The sequence below is a fragment of the Nostoc parmelioides FACHB-3921 genome, from assembly GCF_014696625.1.
GTDB lineage: Bacteria > Cyanobacteriota > Cyanobacteriia > Cyanobacteriales > Nostocaceae > Trichormus > Trichormus parmelioides.
Genome location: NZ_JACJQL010000003.1, coordinates 62347 through 82082, shown reverse-complemented (window position 1 = coordinate 82082; position 19736 = coordinate 62347). Strand labels below are relative to the sequence as shown.

Annotated in this window: 15 protein-coding genes; 6 read left to right on the top strand and 9 right to left on the bottom strand. The window is 41.4% G+C overall.

What is annotated here, in order from left to right:
* Positions 1 to 317 precede the first annotated feature (317 nt).
* Together H6G14_RS03775 and H6G14_RS03770 are read left to right on the top strand one after the other, a co-directional pair.
* Complete coding sequence (locus tag H6G14_RS03775; protein WP_190565804.1) at positions 318 to 2525, top strand: CHASE2 domain-containing protein; 2208 nt, start codon at positions 318 to 320, stop codon at positions 2523 to 2525.
* 867 nt (positions 2526 to 3392) lie between these two features.
* Complete coding sequence (locus H6G14_RS03770) at positions 3393 to 3629, top strand: hypothetical protein (protein WP_190565803.1); 237 nt, start codon at positions 3393 to 3395, stop codon at positions 3627 to 3629.
* A gap of 218 nt (positions 3630 to 3847) precedes the next feature.
* Here the strand turns inward: H6G14_RS03770 and nadB are convergent, their stop codons facing one another.
* The 3 genes from nadB to H6G14_RS03755 form a co-directional block, all read right to left on the bottom strand.
* A complete protein-coding gene (gene nadB / locus H6G14_RS03765; protein ID WP_190565920.1) occupies positions 3848 to 5527 on the bottom strand; it encodes an L-aspartate oxidase in 1680 nt (559 codons plus the stop codon).
* Between the two features lie 167 nt (positions 5528 to 5694).
* On the bottom strand, positions 5695 to 6123 hold the full coding sequence (gene psbU / locus H6G14_RS03760; protein ID WP_190565802.1) for a photosystem II complex extrinsic protein PsbU: 429 nt from the start codon (positions 6121 to 6123) through the stop codon (positions 5695 to 5697).
* 481 nt (positions 6124 to 6604) lie between these two features.
* Positions 6605 to 7384 (bottom strand): DUF3120 domain-containing protein, encoded by a 780-nt coding sequence (locus H6G14_RS03755; protein WP_190565801.1) that lies wholly within the window; start codon positions 7382 to 7384, stop codon positions 6605 to 6607.
* A gap of 358 nt (positions 7385 to 7742) precedes the next feature.
* On the opposite strand from H6G14_RS03755, the gene H6G14_RS03750 reads away from it, so the two are divergent.
* The 3 genes from H6G14_RS03750 (at position 7743) to H6G14_RS03740 (ending at position 13145) form a co-directional block, all read left to right on the top strand.
* Positions 7743 to 8705, top strand: a complete 963-nt coding sequence (locus H6G14_RS03750; RefSeq protein WP_190565800.1) for an undecaprenyl-diphosphate phosphatase — start codon at positions 7743 to 7745, stop codon at positions 8703 to 8705.
* A 287-nt stretch (positions 8706 to 8992) separates the two neighbouring features.
* On the top strand, positions 8993 to 10333 hold the full coding sequence (locus tag H6G14_RS03745; protein ID WP_190565799.1) for a TIGR03279 family radical SAM protein: 1341 nt from the start codon (positions 8993 to 8995) through the stop codon (positions 10331 to 10333).
* A gap of 91 nt (positions 10334 to 10424) precedes the next feature.
* Complete coding sequence (locus tag H6G14_RS03740) at positions 10425 to 13145, top strand: family 10 glycosylhydrolase (protein WP_190565798.1); 2721 nt, start codon at positions 10425 to 10427, stop codon at positions 13143 to 13145.
* Positions 13146 to 13353: 208 nt separating this feature from the next.
* Here H6G14_RS03740 and H6G14_RS03735 read toward each other — a convergent pair whose 3' ends face one another.
* The 4 genes from H6G14_RS03735 to H6G14_RS03720 form a co-directional block, all read right to left on the bottom strand.
* Positions 13354 to 14475, bottom strand: coding sequence for a geranylgeranyl reductase family protein (locus tag H6G14_RS03735; protein WP_190565919.1), 1122 nt, complete (start codon positions 14473 to 14475; stop codon positions 13354 to 13356).
* Positions 14476 to 14711: 236 nt separating this feature from the next.
* Positions 14712 to 15260 (bottom strand): ribosome recycling factor, encoded by a 549-nt coding sequence (frr, locus tag H6G14_RS03730; protein ID WP_190565797.1) that lies wholly within the window; start codon positions 15258 to 15260, stop codon positions 14712 to 14714.
* Positions 15247 to 15975: a UMP kinase gene (pyrH, locus tag H6G14_RS03725; protein ID WP_010995380.1), complete on the bottom strand. Its 729-nt coding sequence runs from the start codon at positions 15973 to 15975 to the stop codon at positions 15247 to 15249. The genes frr and pyrH overlap by 14 nt, the downstream gene beginning before the upstream one ends.
* A gap of 70 nt (positions 15976 to 16045) precedes the next feature.
* On the bottom strand, positions 16046 to 16600 hold the full coding sequence (locus tag H6G14_RS03720; RefSeq protein WP_190565796.1) for a thioredoxin family protein: 555 nt from the start codon (positions 16598 to 16600) through the stop codon (positions 16046 to 16048).
* A 762-nt stretch (positions 16601 to 17362) separates the two neighbouring features.
* Here H6G14_RS03720 and H6G14_RS03715 point away from each other — a divergent pair.
* Positions 17363 to 18289 carry an alpha/beta fold hydrolase gene (locus tag H6G14_RS03715; RefSeq protein WP_190565795.1) on the top strand — a complete coding sequence of 309 codons (927 nt, stop codon included), beginning with the start codon at positions 17363 to 17365 and terminating at the stop codon, positions 18287 to 18289.
* A gap of 288 nt (positions 18290 to 18577) precedes the next feature.
* Here the strand turns inward: H6G14_RS03715 and H6G14_RS03710 are convergent, their stop codons facing one another.
* Complete coding sequence (locus H6G14_RS03710) at positions 18578 to 18784, bottom strand: hypothetical protein (protein WP_190565794.1); 207 nt, start codon at positions 18782 to 18784, stop codon at positions 18578 to 18580.
* 477 nt (positions 18785 to 19261) lie between these two features.
* Positions 19262 to 19543 carry a hypothetical protein gene (locus tag H6G14_RS03705; protein WP_190565793.1) on the bottom strand — a complete coding sequence of 94 codons (282 nt, stop codon included), beginning with the start codon at positions 19541 to 19543 and terminating at the stop codon, positions 19262 to 19264.
* Positions 19544 to 19736: the final 193 nt, after the last annotated feature.

The window sequence follows — 19736 nt, the reverse complement described above, 5'->3', positions numbered from 1 at the left end:
AGTCCCTTAATGCGGTAGCGTCTCGTAGAGAAGCCTTTTCTGCGGTAACGCTACGCAGGCTTAAGCCTATCCGTAGGGTAACTAGCTTTTTTTCATAAAAAAGATGGCAATTGTAACTAAGTGAAAATATACTATTGACAAATAGTATTTAGATTAAGCTTGTGTCTATTAGGACTTACCCATGAAAACGAAATATCAAGGGTTTAGGGCATTTTCTTCTGATTATTGAACTTGGATTTCAAAATTATTCTGACTTGGTAAATTTTGGATTGATACTTATCAGCAATAGAGAAAATTATCCCACTTAGGTATTGGGAATGAATAAGCAACTAGGGAATCCTATTGTGAGGTTAATTCTGGGACTGGCGCAATGGCTGAGTCGGGGACGAAGAGAATTAATTACTGCCTCCATCGTTTTGGTTTGTGTCCTGATGCTGCGTTCTATAGGATTACTGCAATCCGTAGAATTGGCTGCATTAGACCAATTTTTTCGCCTCAGACCAAACGAACAGCCTGATGATCGCATTACTATCGTCGCCATTGATGAAGCGTCTTTACGTCAAGGATTTCCCATACCTGATGGCATCATTGCTAATTTATTAAAAAAATTACAAGCCAATCAACCTCGTGCTATTGGCTTAGATATTTATCGAGATTTACCAACCAAAGATGGTTATGAAAATCTAGTTGATACTTATAAAACAATACCGAATTTAATCGGCACGCAATTATTATCAAATAATAAAAATTATAAAGTTGCGCCTCCACCACAATTAAATTCCCAACAAATAGGCTTTAATAACTTACTCTATGACCCAGATGGCAAAGTACGCAGAATTTTGTTGTATTGGCATATTGGTGAAAATTATTATGAAAGCTTTGCTTTAAAGTTAGCTTTATTATATTTAAAGAAGGAGGCAGTTTTTCCCAAAAAATCGGCTAGTAACCCGGAGTATTTACAGTTGGGTAAGTCAGTTTTTCCTCGATTTGAGAAAAATGATGGTGCTTACGTTAGAGCTGATGACAAGGGTACTCAAATTCTGTCTAACTTTCCTAAACCAGGTTGTCGAAATTCTTCCTCAGATTCCTGCGGTTTCCACAAGGTGAGTATGCTAGATGTGCTAGATGATAAAGTTCCGCGCAGTTGGATTGAGGATCGCATCGTTTTAATCGGCTCTACTGCTCCTAGCCTGCAAGATTTTGTATTTATTCCCTATTCAAGTCGTTGGATGGGAGCAGCAAAACCTGTGGCGGGGATTGAACTGCAAGCTTATTTTATTAGTCAGTTAATTTCTGCGGCTTTGGAAGGAAGACCTGTATTAAAAGTTTGGTCTGATGTTTGGGAATACTTGTGGATTTTTGCTTGGTCATATTTAGGAGCAGTAGCAGCATGGCGAATACGGGGAACACTTCCCAATATAGTGGCTATATTTATTGCTTGCTGTTTGCTGCTTTTAAGTGCTTATCTAGCTTTTTTATCAGGGTGGTGGATACCATTAATTCCTGCATTACTAACTTTGGTTGGTTCAGTAATTTGGATGATTAATTATCTTGCTCATATGCAGGAAGAGTTAAAGCGTTCCAAAGAATTTTTGCAGCAAGTAATTGATACGATCGCTGACCCAATTTTTGTAAAAAATGAGCAACATCAGTGGATTGTTTTAAATAAAGCTTACTGCCGATTTATTGGTTATCCTGAGAGTTTTTTAGTTGAAAAGTCAGATGTTGATTTTTTCCCTAAACATGAAGCTGATGTTTTTCGACAGCAAGATGAGTTAGTGTTTGAAACTCAAAGGCCTCAGGAAAATGAGGAAGAATTTACTGATGCTTATGGGAAAACTCATTTAATTGCTACTAAGCGATCGCTCCACAAAGACGCAGCAGGTAATTTCTTTTTAGTTGGGGTGATCAGAGATATTACTCAGCGCAAAATCATGGAGGAAGAACTCAAGCGCACAGCAGCTGAGTTGTTTCGCTCTAATAATGAATTAAAACTAAAGGAAGACCATTTGCGTTATTTAGCTTATCACGACGCTTTAACTGGTCTTCCGAACCGTAAATATTTTGCGGAACAACTTTATGAGTCTATTAATTGGGCGAAAGATAACAATTTCTCCCTGGGACTCTTATTTATTGATTTGGACGGGTTTAAGCAGGTTAATGACAGCCTTGGTCATGAAATGGGCGATCGCTTGTTGGTGGTGATAGCTCAAAGACTCAGCAATTCTTTACGCGCTAGTGATACAGTGGCTCGTTTAGGCGGCGACGAATTTACCGTCATTCTACAGGCCATACCTAACGTGCAGGTAGCAGCCAAAGTCGCTGAAAAAATTCTAGCAAATATCACTGAGCCAATTGTTTTGAACGGGTGTACTACTAAAGTTTCTGTGAGTATTGGTATTAGTATTTACCCGGAAACCAGTTTAGAGCCTGATACATTGCTAAAGAAAGCGGATGCAGCCATGTACCGTGCTAAACATTTAGGAAAAAATCGCTTTGAATTGGCGGATAGGGGAAACACTTAGTCTTGATACTATTCAAAATTCAAAATACCCTTCTCCTCTCGGAGATACGATGGGATCTTGCTTACCCATAGGGGTAATGGTTATCCGCAGTAAGAAAAAATACCCTTTGCTACACAACGCTACCGCGTAGCTTGCTTTCCCCTAGAGGTAAGGATTATCCGCAGGAGTACAAAATCAAGAATTAAGAGAGGACAAGGGTTTAGGGCTGTATATCTGTCACATTCTTGTTTCAACTTGGTATAAATAAGGAACTGCCGAATCGTTTTTGAGTTTTTGTTGACTTCGTCTTTCCTACGAAATGCCACACAAACGTAGGACTACTCATAGAGTATTTCATATTTTTAATTTATTGCTGTCAGTCGAGTTACGGACGTATTATGAAATTTTACTGATATTTCTCAAGCCAATTTTTAAAAAGAATGATTATAATAGTCGTTCTCCCCCTAAATTTTATATATTCTTAAGATCATGAATTTATGAAATTTAGATGAGCCTGCGTAAAGTTACGTAGACAACTACTGTAAGTGTGAGTATTTACACCGCAAATTATTAAGAAATAATTAAAAAAACATGATGTTGATATTTCTCCTGTGGTAATTAATGAACATATATAACTTTTGACGTAGAAATAACTATAACCAAAGACCGATGAAAATAACTGGTCGTAGGTTATATTGCTTAACTATTGAGTGCCTTTCTGTGTCAATTCTCGAAAAGATGAGACTCTTGACGGTGTTTTAGTTAAGTATTTCTCTGTCTCACCAATAAGATTACCCAACGTTTAATTTTGGGAAAAGCTCTTTTCCCTTTTGTACAAAATAAACAATCTGTAAATAAATCAGAAATTTAAAATAATTCACCAAGCCTATGAAAACCAACTGGACAATCATCGGTGTTGTGATATTTTGCATCAGTGCCAGCCTGATTATTCCCAAGGTCGCAGATGCCAATGGAACTCAAAGTCACGTTTCCTTGGCTAGCAGTTCTAGGGATATAAGCATCATACCCAGCCAATCTGAGCAAAAGTCACAAGATTTGGAAGAATCTTATGTTCCACCAAATTATGGTGGGCCAGATAGCCAGCATGGTAGCGGTACTCGCTAAATATTTATTTTTTCCACGATTTGATAAGCAAGCACGATGTGGACTATTTGACTAAATAGTTTTGTAGCTGCGGTAATTTGCGCCTAACACCGTGAAAATACTTAAATCCAAATTAATTATTTGGAAGTAAATATTAATTCATTATTAGTATTTATTTGTGCCTATTGGAAGTCAGTATATGGAACTTAAACACTTAGTTGAATATACTTAAGCATTATTTAAGATTTCATGATCGGAGATTGCCACCATTGGTGCTTTTGTACTAAAGTGTGGACTTGCCAATGAGGATTTGAGTGGGGATAGTCTAAACGGAAGTGTCCGCCACGGCTTTCAGTTCTAAAAGCAGCGCTTTTGAGAATTAAATAGGCAATATCGAGTAAATTGCCTGTTTCTGCCCAGAGTCGTAGTTGTTGGTCGGTATCTGAAAAATTAAAGCTAACAGGCTCGTTGGGTTGTAGAGATAACAAAAATTGGCTTAAAGGCAATGCAGCAAAATCCTGTTGCCAAGATTCTACAGTAGCGATCGCCACAGATAAAGTAGACTGTTCTCGACAAATACCAGCGCTTTGCCAAACTAGACGCGGTAACTTTTCTCGCAGTATGGCTAAATGTGCTTGCTGGTTTTGCCACTCGCTGGCATCAATCTTCAATTCTCTTGTGGGTAAGGCTGGTGTTTCTATATGCTGTATCAAATCTGCTGGCGTGAGATTTGCTAGCTGCGCGCCAAAGACAATACACTCCAGCAATGAATTACTTGCTAAACGATTCGCTCCATGTACACCCGTACTAGCAGTTTCTCCAACTGCGTACAATCCAGGAATATTAGTTTGATTCTTTAAATCTGCGGCAATACCACCCATCCAATAGTGGGCGGCTGGGGCTACAGGAATCGGTTCGTGGAAAACGTCTATGCCCCAACGCTGACAAACCTTAACAATATTAGGAAACCGGAGACGAATCTTATCTTCGGGAATAGGTCGCATATCCAACCACACATGGGCTGTGGCAGGATCAACAGCAGTGCGTTGTAAATGACTAAATATAGCCCGACTCACAACGTCTCTGGGTGCTAATTCTCCAGCCGGGTGATAGTCAAAGGCAAATCGCCGCCCTTCATTATCTACGAGGTGTGCGCCTTCACCACGGACTGCTTCACTGATCAGGAAACGGTCTGCACCTGGTTTAGTTAAGGCTGTGGGATGAAATTGGACAAATTCTAAGTCACGGAGAATAGCCCCGGCTCGCCATGCAATTGCCACTCCATCGCCTGTACTTACCGCCGGGTTGGTAGTTTGGGCAAATACTTGACCACCGCCACCAGTCGCCAGGACTACAGCCCCAGCCCTGACCCATGTAATTGCACCTTGATAAAACAGACTGATTCCCTGACAATGACCTGTTTTTGGTTCCAGCCAAAGACTCAAAGCCAAAGCTTGCTGAATTACTTGGATATTGGGACGACGTAATACTTGGGCGGTGAGTGTAGTTGTGACTTCCCTACCTGTAGTGTCGGCGGCGTGAAGAACACGGTTACGAGAATGGGCGGCTTCTAAAGTTAAGGCTAAAGCTTGCCCATGTCGGTCAAAAGCAACTCCCAAGTTCACCAAGGATTCGATACATTTGGGAGCTTGTTGAGCCAAAAATTCCACGGCTGCAACATCACACAAGCCCGCCCCTGCTTGGATTGTATCTTCAATATGTAAAGAAGGAGAATCATTTGGGGCGATCGCGGCAGCTATACCACCCTGCGCCCAATCACTAGCAGATAAAGCAACAGTTTCTTTGGTAATCAAGCCGACTCGTAAGGATTCTGGCAGACACAATGCCGTATATAGTCCAGCCGCACCAGCACCGACCACTAAAACATCAAATTGGCTAGGAAACTCTATGTGTGACAAGGTGAGAAATCTGGGTAATGGGTAATGGGTAATGGGTAACGAATAATGGGTAATCACCAATCACCAATCACCTATTACCTATTACCTATCTTCTGATTTAATAATAAGACTCCCACCCTCTGAGATAGAGAGTGGGTTAGTCTTGTTGACGGAAAATACAAATTGGATTATCTGTAAATACCGTTGTTAAAGCGATCGTCTCCTTCGTTGAAGGCAGGTTCTAGTTCTGTTACGGTGAATTTATCAAAATTAGACTGTAAGAGTTGTTTTTGACCATCGCTTAATCCTGGTAGATCCAAGACATCCTCTACCTTACTGTAAGGAGCATTTTGGATAATTTTCCGAGCCAGAGTGGGATATAACCCTGGATATTGTTGAAAAGCTCTTACGTTGGTATTGTTCAAATCGATTTTTTTACCGAATTCTGTTGCTAGTTTGGCATCTGCCCGATTTTGCGATTCAATCGCTAAAACTGGGATTTGAGGAACCAAAAAACTTTGTAAACTGCCAGCTTGGGCAATTTGAGTTGTTCCTAACCATCCCCAGCAGCCTAGCAACAAGCTAAATACTGTTAATAAACGCACCAATCCTTTCACGATTTTTTTACCTCTTTCCATCAAACTGAAACAACAGCTTTAAGTAAACAGCCTTCAAAAATATATAGTAGAGACTTTGCGTACAACGTTTCTACTGTTTATGAGAAGCTAATGACTTAATCAACACACAGCAGCCATCAGAAACTAATATACAGCTTATTAATGCTCACAATATTTGTTTAGGGGTGTAGGGGTGTGGGGGTTTAGGGGTTTAAGGGTTTAACACCATTACACCCAGTCTAAACAGCCTCTTATGGGTAGTTGTCTTTAAACCAATTCGCAATAGCCTTCAGTTACTCCTGCGGAGAACTCGCAGAGTAGGCTAACGCCAACGCAATGGGCTTCTCTGCGAGACGCTAAAAGCGAACGCCCCGCTACGCTCTAAGCGCAACTATGCCGCAGGCTTTACACAATTAAGTGTTGTAACGGGGATTTAACCCCCTACATTTTGTTAATTTTGAATTTTGAATTTTGAATTGACTTATGCTGTCAGGGCGGCTATCAAGAATAAGCTGTCTACCAAAATTGTACTTAAGACTGCTCCACCGAAAGCGTACCAGTGTCGCTGCTTTTTAGTTAAGGGTACAGTTCCCGCTACTAGTAGCACTAAACCTAGAATAACTGCCCACGATATACCCCAAGGTGTTTGCACTTGGCTAACGGCTGCTTGTAAAATGGGCGACACGTTTTCAGGTTCTACTACCATGATTTGCCGCCAGTAGGGCATTAAATCTACTAAATAAAAATACACATCTGTTAAAACTGTGCCGAGTAAGGAACCTAAATAAAACCAGTTACCTACTTTGCCCCAGTTGCGTAACAAACACCAACAAGCAAATGGTAATCCTACAGACTCTACTGGTAAATGCCACAAAGGTTCCCAACGTAGCCAACCCCAGTAAATCCCTCCTGCTAGCCAACTCCAGCTAAAGCCTAAAAGCAAATCTCCCCATACATAGGTTGCTGGACGGGACATTAAAGTAAAACTTAGCCACACCCAAAATCCTGTGAGCGCTAAACTCAATGTGGGTAGCGATCGCACTAATGGCGCTTCTATAAATACTGGTACTGATACTAAAAACACTGCTGCTGCAAACACTAGCCAGGTTTGCCTAAACACTAAAGCTAAAGGCAAAGAGGGAGATGCTTGTAGTGTTGATTCCAACTCTTTTATATTCTTCTGTCCAGTTTCGCTTGGCGGTAGTTCCGTAATCCCTGGAGTGGTAGAAGTTGCGTAAGGTGCCAAAGTATTATTAATCAAAGTTTTAATAATTGTTACTAATCTTTATATTACTCAAAATACCATACTCAAAAATCCCCCCTGGGGGCATATTTATACTACCACGAGTAGGGAAGGAGAAAACTGTTGACTGTTGACTATTGCACCGCAAGCTGTAACATGAGATGCTTTGTTGGGTTATTTTCCTGGGGGCTTATCTAGTTAGCTGTTTATTTAACATAAGTTGCTAGTTATCTGACGAGAACTGGTAATAGGTAATAGGTAACTGGTAATTGGTTAACCATTTATTACCAATGACCAAGCCCAAAGACTACAACAGCCTTAAACTGGCAACTTGGGTTACTTAATTCTTTTAATTAAAGCGATCGCAGGTAAAGTAATGTCTATATTCAAACGTCAATGGTTCGTGCTTGTCAGTGCAGTATCGGCGGCTTTGTCGATAGTGCTGTTTCCTTTAGAAGTTTTTAGCGCCTCACCTAATTCGGTAGGTGGTGGGGTGCAGCAAATGAATATTTTGCAGGCGATTGTTTTAGGTTTTGTGCAGGGAATGACTGAATTCCTACCCATTAGTAGTACAGCACATCTGAAAGTCATACCAGTAGCCTTTGGCTGGGGTGATCCAGGGGTAGCTTTCACGGCTATCATCCAGTTGGGGAGTATTGCGGCTGTGCTGTGGTACTTCTGGGGAGATTTGACAAGAATTATTAAAGGCGCAACAAGAGCGATCGCCTTGAAAGATTACGCTGATTATGATTTACGTTTATCTTTAGGAATTATTTTAGGAACCATACCCATTATCTTTTTCGGGTTGCTGATTAAAAAATTTATCCCCGACTTTGATAATTCACCTATTAGAAGTTTAGGAGCGATCGCCGTTGCCTCGATAGTGATGTCCTTGTTGTTAGGGGTGGGGGAAAAATTAGGCAAACGTGAGCGAGATTTTGAACATCTGACAATGCAGGATGGACTGTTGATGGGTTTAGCCCAATCACTAGCATTAATTCCCGGTGTTTCTCGTTCCGGTTCTACCCTCACAAGTGGGTTATTTATGGGCTTACAACGGGAAACAGCCGCCAGATTCTCATTTTTACTGGGGATTCCCGCTATTACCTTGGCGGGGTTAGTCGAATTAAAAGATGTTTTAGCTGAAGGTATAGCCGATGGTGCAGCGCTTCCCTTAATTGTGGGAGTAATTTCTGCGGCTATTTTTTCATATATTGCGATCGCTGGCTTACTGAGTTTTCTTAAAACCCAAAGTACGTGGGTGTTTATTTGGTATCGGTTAGTGTTTGGTATAGCGATTTTAGGGGCAATTAGCGCCGGAATTTTGCAAAATAGCTAGGGATTGGGGACTGGGGATTGGGGACTGGGCAATTTATCTTTTACCCAATCCCTAATAAACTGTCACGCGTTTAACTTGCAGGTCTTTTGGTGTCAACTGTCAACTGTCAACTGTCAACCGTCAACCGTCAACCGTCAACCGTCAACACAGCATACAAGTTATCAGGGTGCGTCAGTATGAATAACTTTTGTAAGATTGTTTGCAAGCGGTTGTCTGTGTTCTGAATCTTACTGCCATTAGTCTATATTCATTAGTAGTGACTCTAATGAGATATTGGCTTTTGATTCATGGCTGCTATTCTTCCCGCCCGTATCACCAAAGTACTACCTGATTCTATAGCTGCTGAAATTGGCTTTGACGTGGGCGATGCGCTTGTAGCTATTAATGGTGTACAGCCCCGCGATTTAATTGATTATAAATTTTTATGCTCTGATGAGTTCCTAGAATTGGAAGTTTTAGACGCTTCTGGCAAAACTCATCATATCGAAATTGAGAAAGACTACGACGAAGACCTGGGGTTAGAGTTTGAAACGGCTTTGTTTGATGGTCTAATTCAGTGCAATAATCGTTGTCCGTTTTGTTTTATTGACCAACAACCCCCAGGTAAGCGTTCTAGCCTGTATTTAAAAGATGATGATTATCGGTTAAGTTTTTTATACGGCTCTTATCTAACTCTCACCAATTTGCCGGAAAGGGAGTGGCAACGGATTGAACAAATGCGTCTGTCTCCCTTATATGTGTCTGTTCATGCAACGGAACCGGAAGTGAGAATTAGACTGCTGAAAAATCAGCGTGCAGCACAGATATTAGACCAGTTGCGGTGGTTTCAAGCCAGAAGGCTGCAAATCCATGCTCAAGTAGTTGTGTGTCCTGGTATAAATGATGGCAAACATCTGGAACAAACACTGCGGGATTTAGCGTCATTTCATGATGGGGATGTGCCTACCGTTGCCTCAGTGGCAGTTGTACCAGTCGGGTTAACAAGATTTCGTCCTGAAGAAGACGAACTTATACCTGTAACTAGAGAGAAAGCCCAAGAAGTGATTGCACAGGTGCGATCGCTCACCCAGGAATTTCGCCGACAATTTGGTTCTAATGTTGCTTGGTTAGCAGACGAATGGTTTTTGATTGCGGGTGAGGAATTACCTAGCGAGGCTGAGTACGAAGAATACCCCCAAATTGATAACGGTGTAGGTTCAATTAGGTTATTTCTCAAACAATTTGCAGAGACTGCGGCGGAATTATTACCAGCAAAAATCAACCACCCTAAAAAGTTAACTTGGGTTGTTGGTAATGCTGTAGAAAAAGCCTTTCAACCAATTCTCAAAAGCTTAAATGCGGTGGAAGGATTAGAAATAAATATGCGTGCCTTATCTAGTGATTACTGGGGACAAACTATTAGTGTTACCGGATTAATTACTGGACACGATTTACTTTTACACTTAAAAGAACAGGATTTAGGTGGAGGCATTTTGCTACCTAATGTCATGCTCAAACATGGAGAATTAGTTTTTTTAGATGATATGAATGTTGAGGAAGTAGCCCAAAAATTACAAACAAAAATCATACCGATCGCAGGTGTTGAAGAACTGATAAAAACTTGTATTACTGATAGTGTTAGCGTTTAGATAGGCAATATCAGTTGTTTTCCTGATGTAAATCAGAGTTGATTTAATTCATAAATAATAAATAATAATTAATTAGTGGTGGGGAGAAATAGTGAAGAATCACAAAAAAAACAATCAAGATAATCACAGATTGCAAATTAAAAAAACTGGATTCTTCATTTTTACTCTGCAATTAGTTATTTTTAATTGTGTTGATATTTTGACAGCAAAGGCGGTAGAAAAACCCGTTTTGAGTGTAGTTCAAAGTCCAGACAATACACAGCATTGGGCAGGAATTACCAAACGCTTGCAAAATATTGGGGTGGAATATTGTGTGATTCCCCTAGCAAGTGTGAGTAATGTAGCAGATTGGGGCGATCGCCGCGTGTTATTTTTGCCGAATATCGAAACCCTCACGCCAACCCAAGCGATCGCCTTGGAAGAGTGGAAGAGCAAAGGCGGTAACATCATTGCAAGCGGCCCCGTTGGTAGTCTCTCAGCCCCAGGAGTCCGTCAATTATTAAAAACCCTCTTAGGCGGCTATTGGGGATTTAGCCTCAAGGATAAACAAGAAATCAAACCCCCTCAAACCTCAAGTCATAGCTGGGTAAATAACAGGGGAATTTTTGGTAATGTACACGGTGGTGTTTTGATACCCAGTAGTGGTGCTAGTCAAACTGTAGCCGTGTGGAATTCCAGAGAAAATCCCGCCGCCGTAGTCTCAACAGAACGCGCTACTTTTTTGGGCTGGCGCTGGGGAACAGATGCAGCTTCCACAGCAGAATTAGATAGTTCTTGGCTCAAAGCTGCTGTGACTCGTTATGTGTCAGGAAATAACACAAAAAAAATTACCGGAGGTGCGTCCAATTGTGCCACATCGGTAGCAACTGTTTCAGAGGAACAGAAGAGAACTAATAATATCGCCCCCAGAACCATCACTCCACCTAAACCAGTCTTACCAGCAACCAAACCACCCGCAACTGAAGAAGCGATTGATCAACTGGAACAACAAGTACATTGGGATGTTGCGCCTCATTCTAATGCACCAATAGGTAGTAGTGAAGCGATCGCTCTCCAACAAGAGCTAGAAAACCTCATTGGACGAGTAGAAAGCGCCCACTTAGCCGCAATGGTGAATGATGGGAATAGCAACAACTCCCTGTCTGTGAAAGCCGAAGCCCCACGAATTACCAGCACCTCTTTAACTCCCATCGCTAACAAAGAACAAGTTTTGGCACAAGCTAGAGTAGTAGCCAAAAACTTACCTCAGTTAATTGCCAATAAAAATTATGCTCTGGCTCGTCAACAATGGCTCGCAACCAGAACAAACTTGTGGAAACAGTTTCCCACAGACCGCAGATTAGCGCCAGCCGAAATCCGCTCAGTATGGCTAGACAGAGGGACAATTGTCCGTGCAGGTAGCGAACAAGAATTAGCCAAAATTTTTGATCGTTTGGCGCAAGCAGGAATCAACACCATCTTTTTTGAAACAGTCAACGCTGGCTACACCATTTATCCCAGTAAAGTTGCACCCCAGCAAAACCCATTAATTCGCGGTTGGGATCCCTTGGCTTCTGGGGTGAAATTAGCTCATGAGCGAGGGATGGAATTACACGCTTGGGTTTGGACATTCGCGGCTGGAAACCAGCGCCATAATGAATTACTGAATATTCCCACCAATTATCCAGGGCCAGTCCTAGCTGCTAACCCTGATTGGGCAAACTACGATCACCAAGGGCAAATGATTCCCTTTGGTCAAACTAAGCCCTTTTTCGATCCAGCCAATCCCGAATTACGCCAGTATTTGCTGAAACTTTACGAAGAGATTATTACTAAATATAAAGTCGATGGTCTACAGCTAGACTATATTCGCTACCCTTTCCAAGACCCAGCAGCCGGACGAAGCTACGGTTACGGTAAAGCAGCCAGAACCCAGTTTCAACAATTGACAGGTGTAGATCCGATGAAGATTTCCCCTAGTCAAACACAACTATGGCAGCAGTGGACAACATTCCGTACCCAGCAAGTTGATAGCTTCGTTGCTCAAGTTTCCCAAATGTTACGTCAGCAAGACCGCAACCTGATTTTGTCAGTTGCAGTCTTCCCCCTACCAGAATATGAACGCGTCCAAAAAATTCAACAGCATTGGGAAATTTGGGCAAGACAGGGAAATGTAGATTTAATTATTCCCATGACTTATGCCCAAGATACGGTGCGTTTCCAAACTTTAGCAAAACCTTGGATTACTTCGACACAATTAGGTTCTACTTTATTAATTCCTGGAATCAGATTACTTTCTTTACCAACACTAGGTGCATTTGACCAGTTGCAATTGGTGAGGGATTTACCGGTGAGTGGTTATGCACTGTTCGCCGCCGAAAATTTAAATAACGAGCTGCACAAGTTATTTAGTAATACCCAAGGAAAGCAACAATCGGCAATTAGTGAACCTCTACCTCATCGTGAACCATTCCAAAGTGCTGTGACCAGATATCTGAGTTTGAAACGCGAATGGCAATTAGTTCTACAGGATGAAAAACAACAGATAACAAATAAAAGCATTGCCGATTTTCATAGCCAGGCAGAATTACTGCAAAATGCTTTAAATCAACTAGCAACCGCACCTTCTGCTAGTAAGTTAGTCACAGCCAAAGCTAATCTAACTCGCTTTCAATCACTATTTCGGGTCTGGATGCGTCAACAACAGATGGAAAATAGCTATCAAGTCAGAGCTTGGGAAAATCGTTTGGCAATTATAGGCAGACTGTTACATTACGGCGAACGCCAATTAGAGTCGCGTCCTGACCGTAGAGCTAATACGGTTTCCAAGTAGTAAAAAAATATCCAAAAAGTAAGGGTGTAGGGGTGTAGGGGTGTAGGGGTGTAGGGGTGTAGTGAATCCTATGTAGGGTGGGCAATGCCCACCAAAAACCGGATATGGTGGGCATTGCCCACCCTACAGATACTTCTCTTAATTTTGAATTTTGTAGCTTTAGTTTCCCGTAGGGTATTTTGAATTTTGAATTGTTAATTGGTGTTGCCTAACCTCTAAAGCCAGGGATTAGACGCTTGAGAGCGCGACCGGCAACGCTGCTGTAAGACATTTCGCCACAGAGGATTTTACCCATAACTTTGGGAGCAGTGGGACGCTTAACACCAACTTGATAACCGACGCTAGGAAAGCGATAGAAAGCGCCGGCTAATTTTTGCGCCCAAGCCATCTCAGCACCCCAACTTTCATGAATGATTTCGGTGTATTCTTCTAAGGCGTTGATATCACCGGAAAGAGCTTTGTCAACTGCGGCGGCGGCGTGAACACCACTATAAATTGAGGGGCGAATTCCTTCTGCGGTCATGGGGTCAACTACACAAGCTGCTTCCCCTGCCAAAATAGCGTTCTGAGTGTGTAATTTTTGATTACCATCCCATAGAGCAATTGGATGACCATATTGCTTACTAGTTTGGACATCTATATTAAATAATTGGGAGTATTCAACCAAAATTTTCTTAAAATCTTGGGGTTGTCCACCAATAAAGGTTCCTACACCAATTGAATAACCATCTTCTTTGGGAAAGTTCCAAATATAGCCGTTTTTCACTAAACCAAACTCGAAGTGAATTGTAGATTTATCTTCGACCTTGGCGGGAACTTCTGCTTCTAATGCACCGGCTAAACGGCGTTTACGCTCTTTGAAGCCTAACCATTTTGCCATTGGGCCTTTAGCACCATCAGCAGCGATTAGATAGCGCCCAGTAACGGGGCCGTTAGCGGTGTTAACTTGCCAGTAGTCACTCTTAAACTCAATTCCTGTAACTTCTGTATTATCCCGCAGTTCTGCGCCTTGTTTTTGCGCTTGCTGTACTAAGAAATGATCAAAAACTTCCCGGCGTACCATCCACACTGGTTCTTTAGTCTCAATCTTCGCTTCTACAGGGTCTTCTAAGTTCCAGGTAAAACGAAATGAGTCTACTTTCAGAGAAATTGCTGGGCTAAAGTCAAAGTCAAACCATTCGGCAACTATTGGTGACACTCCCCCGCCACATGGTTTATATCTAGGTAAGGATTCTTTTTCTAAAACTAATACTGAACGCCCTTTTTTGGCTAAATGATATGCTGCTGCGCCACCCGCAGGCCCAGCACCAACGATGATGGTGTCGTACATAAAAAATTCAAAATTCAAAATTCAAAATTCAAAATTTCTGAGAGTTGTCAACAGTTAGGACTTATACCGTTTCTTGATGTAGCTTGCCTGGCGTAGCCATAGATGCACTTTATTCTGTACTGTAGAGACGTTGCATACAAAGTCTCTACATCATTTATTTGGCGCAGCTTCATATTAATTTGGTATTACTGATAAAAAAGGCTGAAGAACATGAGATTCCTCAGCCTGAAAACTGTTTAGACAGTGGTGATGTCTTTTTCTTTTTCTGTCAACAGTTCATCGATTCTGGCAGTATATTTGTTGGTTAGTTTTTGCAGTTTGTCTTGTTGGTCTTTGGCTTCATCTTCGGAAACCTCGGCGTTTTTCTCTAGTTTGCGAATTGAGTCTACGGCATCACGGCGGATGTTACGAATAGCAACACGCCCTTCTTCCGCGTACTTAGCAGCCAGTTTGACTAGTTCTTTGCGGCGATCGCTTGTTAAGGGTGGTATATTCAGGCGAATAGCAGAACCATCATTGCTGGGTGTTAGACCAACATCAGATAGAGAAATTGCCTTTTCGATAATATTTAAACTGGTCTTATCGTAAGGCTGAATTTGGATTGTCGTTGCGTCTGGCGTGCTGATGTTTGCTAGGGATTTTAAGGGCGTAGGTGAACCGTAGTAGTCTACCAACACCTTATCTAACAAGCTGGCATTGGCGCGGCCAGTACGAATTGTATTAAATGCCCGTTGAGTCGCCTCAACAGTATGTTGCATTTTACTTTCAGCTTCAGCTAATTTCACAAGAACCTCCCACAAGGGTACCGATAGATTCTCCTAAAACGGCGCGGCGAATATTACCCCGCGTTGTTAGGTCAAATACAAGAATAGGGATATTATTTTCTTTACAAAGGGCGATCGCCGTACTGTCCATCACCCGCAAGTCCTGAGCGAGAACATGGGCGTAGGTGAGACTGTTATAACGTTTGGCGTTAGGATAGATTTCGGGGTCTGCATCATAAACCCCATCTACCTTGGTGGCTTTAAAAATTACTTCTGCGTCGATTTCTGCGGCTCTTAATGCTGCTGTTGTATCTGTTGTAAAAAAGGGATTACCGGAACCAGCACCAAAAATAACCACCCGTCCCTTTTCTAGATGACGGATGGCTCGACGGCGAATATATGGTTCGGCTAATTCCTGCATAGCGATCGCAGTTTGTACCCGCGTTTGTACTCCTATGCGTTCCAGTGAATCTTGCAGCGTCATGGCATTCATTACCGTGGCAATCATCCCAATGTAGTCGGCGGTTGCCCTGTCCATCCCCGCCGACGCTGCCTTTACGCCACGAAAAATGTTACCACCGCCAACGACGATGGCAATCTGAACGCCAGTGGCTATCACCTCCGCTATTTCCTGGGCTATTTCCTTGACCACTTCTGGATCAATCCCATAGCCCATGTTGCCCATTAAGGCTTCACCGCTCAGTTTGAGTAAAACCCGTCGGTAATTCGTTCCCATGAAGTTCCGCTTTATCAAAAAAGTTGCAAGTGCCTCCAATTTAAGATAGCAGTACAATGACTATCTATGTCTATATACGCCAGATCAATGAAGTGCCTACTGGTTCCGTCTCAGGTACTGGGATTTCTTCGCCTTTAAACAGAGCAGCGATCGCATTTCGTAGGTAGTCTTCGCCTACAGATGATGGCTCTTGAGGATGATTGTCAATCTGCCCTCTATATCGCAATATACCATGACTGTCGATCAAGAAGGCGATCGGTGTTTTAGTAGCGCCAAAGCTTCTGCTAACTTCTTGGGTCGAGTCCCACAGGTAAGGAAAGTTTAACTCGTGATTTTGGGCAAAGGCTCTCATTTTCTCTAAGCTTGACCAACTTGGCTCGGTAATATCACTAGCATTTATGCCAATTAAGATAAAGCCCTCCATCCCAAATTCCGCTTGAATGGCCTTTAACCTGTCTAGATACAAATTTACATAAGGGCAGTAATTACCCAAAGAAACTACGCCAACTGCGCGAAAATTATCTAAATAACGACTGAGATGATGGACGTGATTATCAATCCCTGGTAATTCAAAATCTGGCGCGTAACCACCAACAGGAGTGTCACTTGTTTCTAGTATGGTCATTTTCTTTAGCCAGCCTGCACTAGGAACAAAAATCTAGGTGAAGTTGAACCTTACTGTTCAGGTTTAGCTCACCTATTAGTAGATGCTTTGTATCCAGTACATCTTATGGGCTAACTTCAAGTCCGTAAATTGTAAAACTACTGAATTTATCCGGCTGCTTATTTCATTATTTTGTATTAACTTCCTAATCTTGTGCAAAAATATGCAAATAGTGTTATTTATGACCCATAAATAAAAATATGAAAATACAATTGAGTTCATCTAAAAAAAACTATTACATAATATCTATAAACTAATAAGTTGAAGTTAATAATATCTCAACTTTCCTTGATTTTTATTAGTCAAGCCTGTACCCACGTATAAATAGGAAAATTAATAATTCCCATATTAAACCTCAGAGAGTAGATCATTGCTACTGGCATCTGTGTGATAATTTTTATTAATTCCTTGATTGGGCCGATGCTCTGAGTTGAAAATAAAGTATAGGCAATAAAGAATAAGAAATGGGGAATAAAAAATTTCACACTCTTATTGTGGAATTTTTGTTTATTGATTTCTAACTTGACAAAAATCTCAGTGCTGTAAACATTGCTGCTTCTGTTATTTTGTACACAAAACTGACACGTAGCTGAGTTTCTTTCAGGGTTATGAGTTTTTCCATAAGCAGGGAGTATCCCCAGGATTTGTTCAGTAGAACAACTAAACTCTAACTCTATTGGTACAATCTTTTACTTTAATATCTTCAGCTATTTTTAAATTCTCATGAATACTTCTACTTCTACAAAAACCTGGATTTGGCGAGGTTTTTCCATCTGCTATCAAACTCAAGGAACTACCGGGCCATCTGTTGTACTCGTACATGGTTTTGGTGCTTCCTGGGGACACTGGCGAAAAAACATACCCACACTAGCGGAAAATTGCCGTGTTTATGCAATTGATTTAATTGGTTTTGGTGGTTCAGCCAAACCTCAACCAGATACAGAAATGGCTTATACACTAGAAACTTGGGGAGAACAAGTAGCGGATTTTTGCCGTGAAGTTGTCGGTGAACCAGCTTTTTTAGTGGGTAACTCTATTGGCTGTATTGTAGTCATGCAAGCAGCAGTCAGCAATCCAGAGATTTGTTTAAGTGTTGCCTTACTCAACTGTTCTCTACGATTACTGCACGATCGCAAACGGGAAACTCTACCTTGGTCACGTCGTTTTGGTGCGCCTGTGCTGCAACGCGTACTATCTATTAAAGCAATTGGTCAGTTCTTTTTCCGTCAAGTCGCGCAACCAAAAACAGTGAGAAAGATTCTCCTACAAGCCTACATTAATAGTGAGGCTGTGACAGAGGAACTGGTGGATATTTTGACAGCACCAGCAAGTGATCCTGGTGCTGTAGCCGTCTTCCTGGCATTTACTTCCTATTCTTCTGGCCCCCTACCAGAAGACCTTTTACCATTGCTACCCTGTCCAGCATTGATTGTGTGGGGGACAGATGACCCTTGGGAACCGATAGATTTAGGTCGAGAATTAGCTAACTATCCTCAAGTACTCAAGTTTATTCCCTTGGAAGGCGTAGGACATTGTCCTCAAGATGAAGCTCCTGAGTTAGTTAATCCAATTTTACAAGATTGGATTTGGGAACAAACTAGGCTTTTAGAAGCCCAAGAAATTGAGCATAATTCCCAGACAATTGGGTAATTATTTTTAATATAAATAACGCGATGTGCGACTTATTTTTGAAACCCCTCTCCATAGCGCGGAGCGCTTCTCGTAGAGTACCTCTTCCCGTTGGCGCTAGCCTGCCGTTAGGCAAGCGGAGAGAGGCTTTGAATCTTGCTACCCTTCCCTTGCAGGGAAGGGGTTGGGGGTTAGGTTTGAGAGAAAGTTGGACACGGCGTTATAAATAGCAAAAAGACAAGTCTGATTTAAGATAAATCAAGACTTGTCATGATAATTAATAAGCTTCTATCGATGAGCTTCAGGCAATTATCTCCAGTAACCACCCCAGCGACCCCGGAAACCACCTGGTCTGAACCAAGAGCGACCTCCCCAGAATCTGCCTGTTCTAAACCAAGAGCGACCACCGAAACCACCGAAACCACCGAAATGACCCCAGCGACCTCCAGCTAGATTTTGCTGGTCTTCTGTGGAGAGTTCCACGAGTAAATCAGATTGCAAAACTTGATTTGACATGATTCTTTTTCTCTGTTCTCTCTATTATTTATACACGCTTACAAAGTTTATACAAATATGAATAATAACCATAAATGTATAATAACTTTGATTCTATTTATAGGAATAATATTGACAAATTAAACTCTCCTAGAGGTGGAAATAAAAATAATAAAAATATTGCTTAAGAAGTATGATTTTTCAACTAATCTTCCTGTAAATATTGCAGATATCAATGCAAATACTATTTCATTTATTAATTTATATTTTTATGCAAAAAACAATATTTTCGTACCCCATCATAAATAGGATATAGCTGAAAATTGTATCCTCAAAATGTAATTAAATTAAAAAAAGCCAGTTTCTCCGAGGAACTGGCTGTTGAGTAAAAATCCCATCTAGTTAGCGTTCTGATTGCACTAGTCATTAACTACAAGGTTTGAGAACATTTACCTTGTATGAATAAGAGTGCAGATCCTACTTTTGAAATTTGTCAACTTATCTGAGATAAACGTAGCCAGAAAGTCTTACTCGCAAGCGGCGACGGCGACTACCAAAGCTACCTCCAGCGCCACCCCCTTCCTGATCATAGCCATTTTGCTCCCAGCTATCTTGATCAGTACCACTAGAACCCATACCCATACCACCAGAACCCATACCACCCGGACAACCACCTTGACCTTGTGGTGGTTGAGTTGTTTGCTGACCACCCACTAGAAACTGCTGTTGTTCTGTGGATAAATCTGCTAGCAAATTAGATGCAATGGTTTGATTAGACATATTTTTTACCTCACTTAATCACATAGGTGTCTAACACCTGATAATTTAATTGTTCAATATTTATACATATTTTAAATTACTCTTTAGTTAGATAATATTTGATTAAATATCTAGCTTTTGGTTCATAGAAAATCATCTTTTAATTAAAGTTTATTTTAAATAAAAATATGAGTTATTTAGCTTTCATCAATAG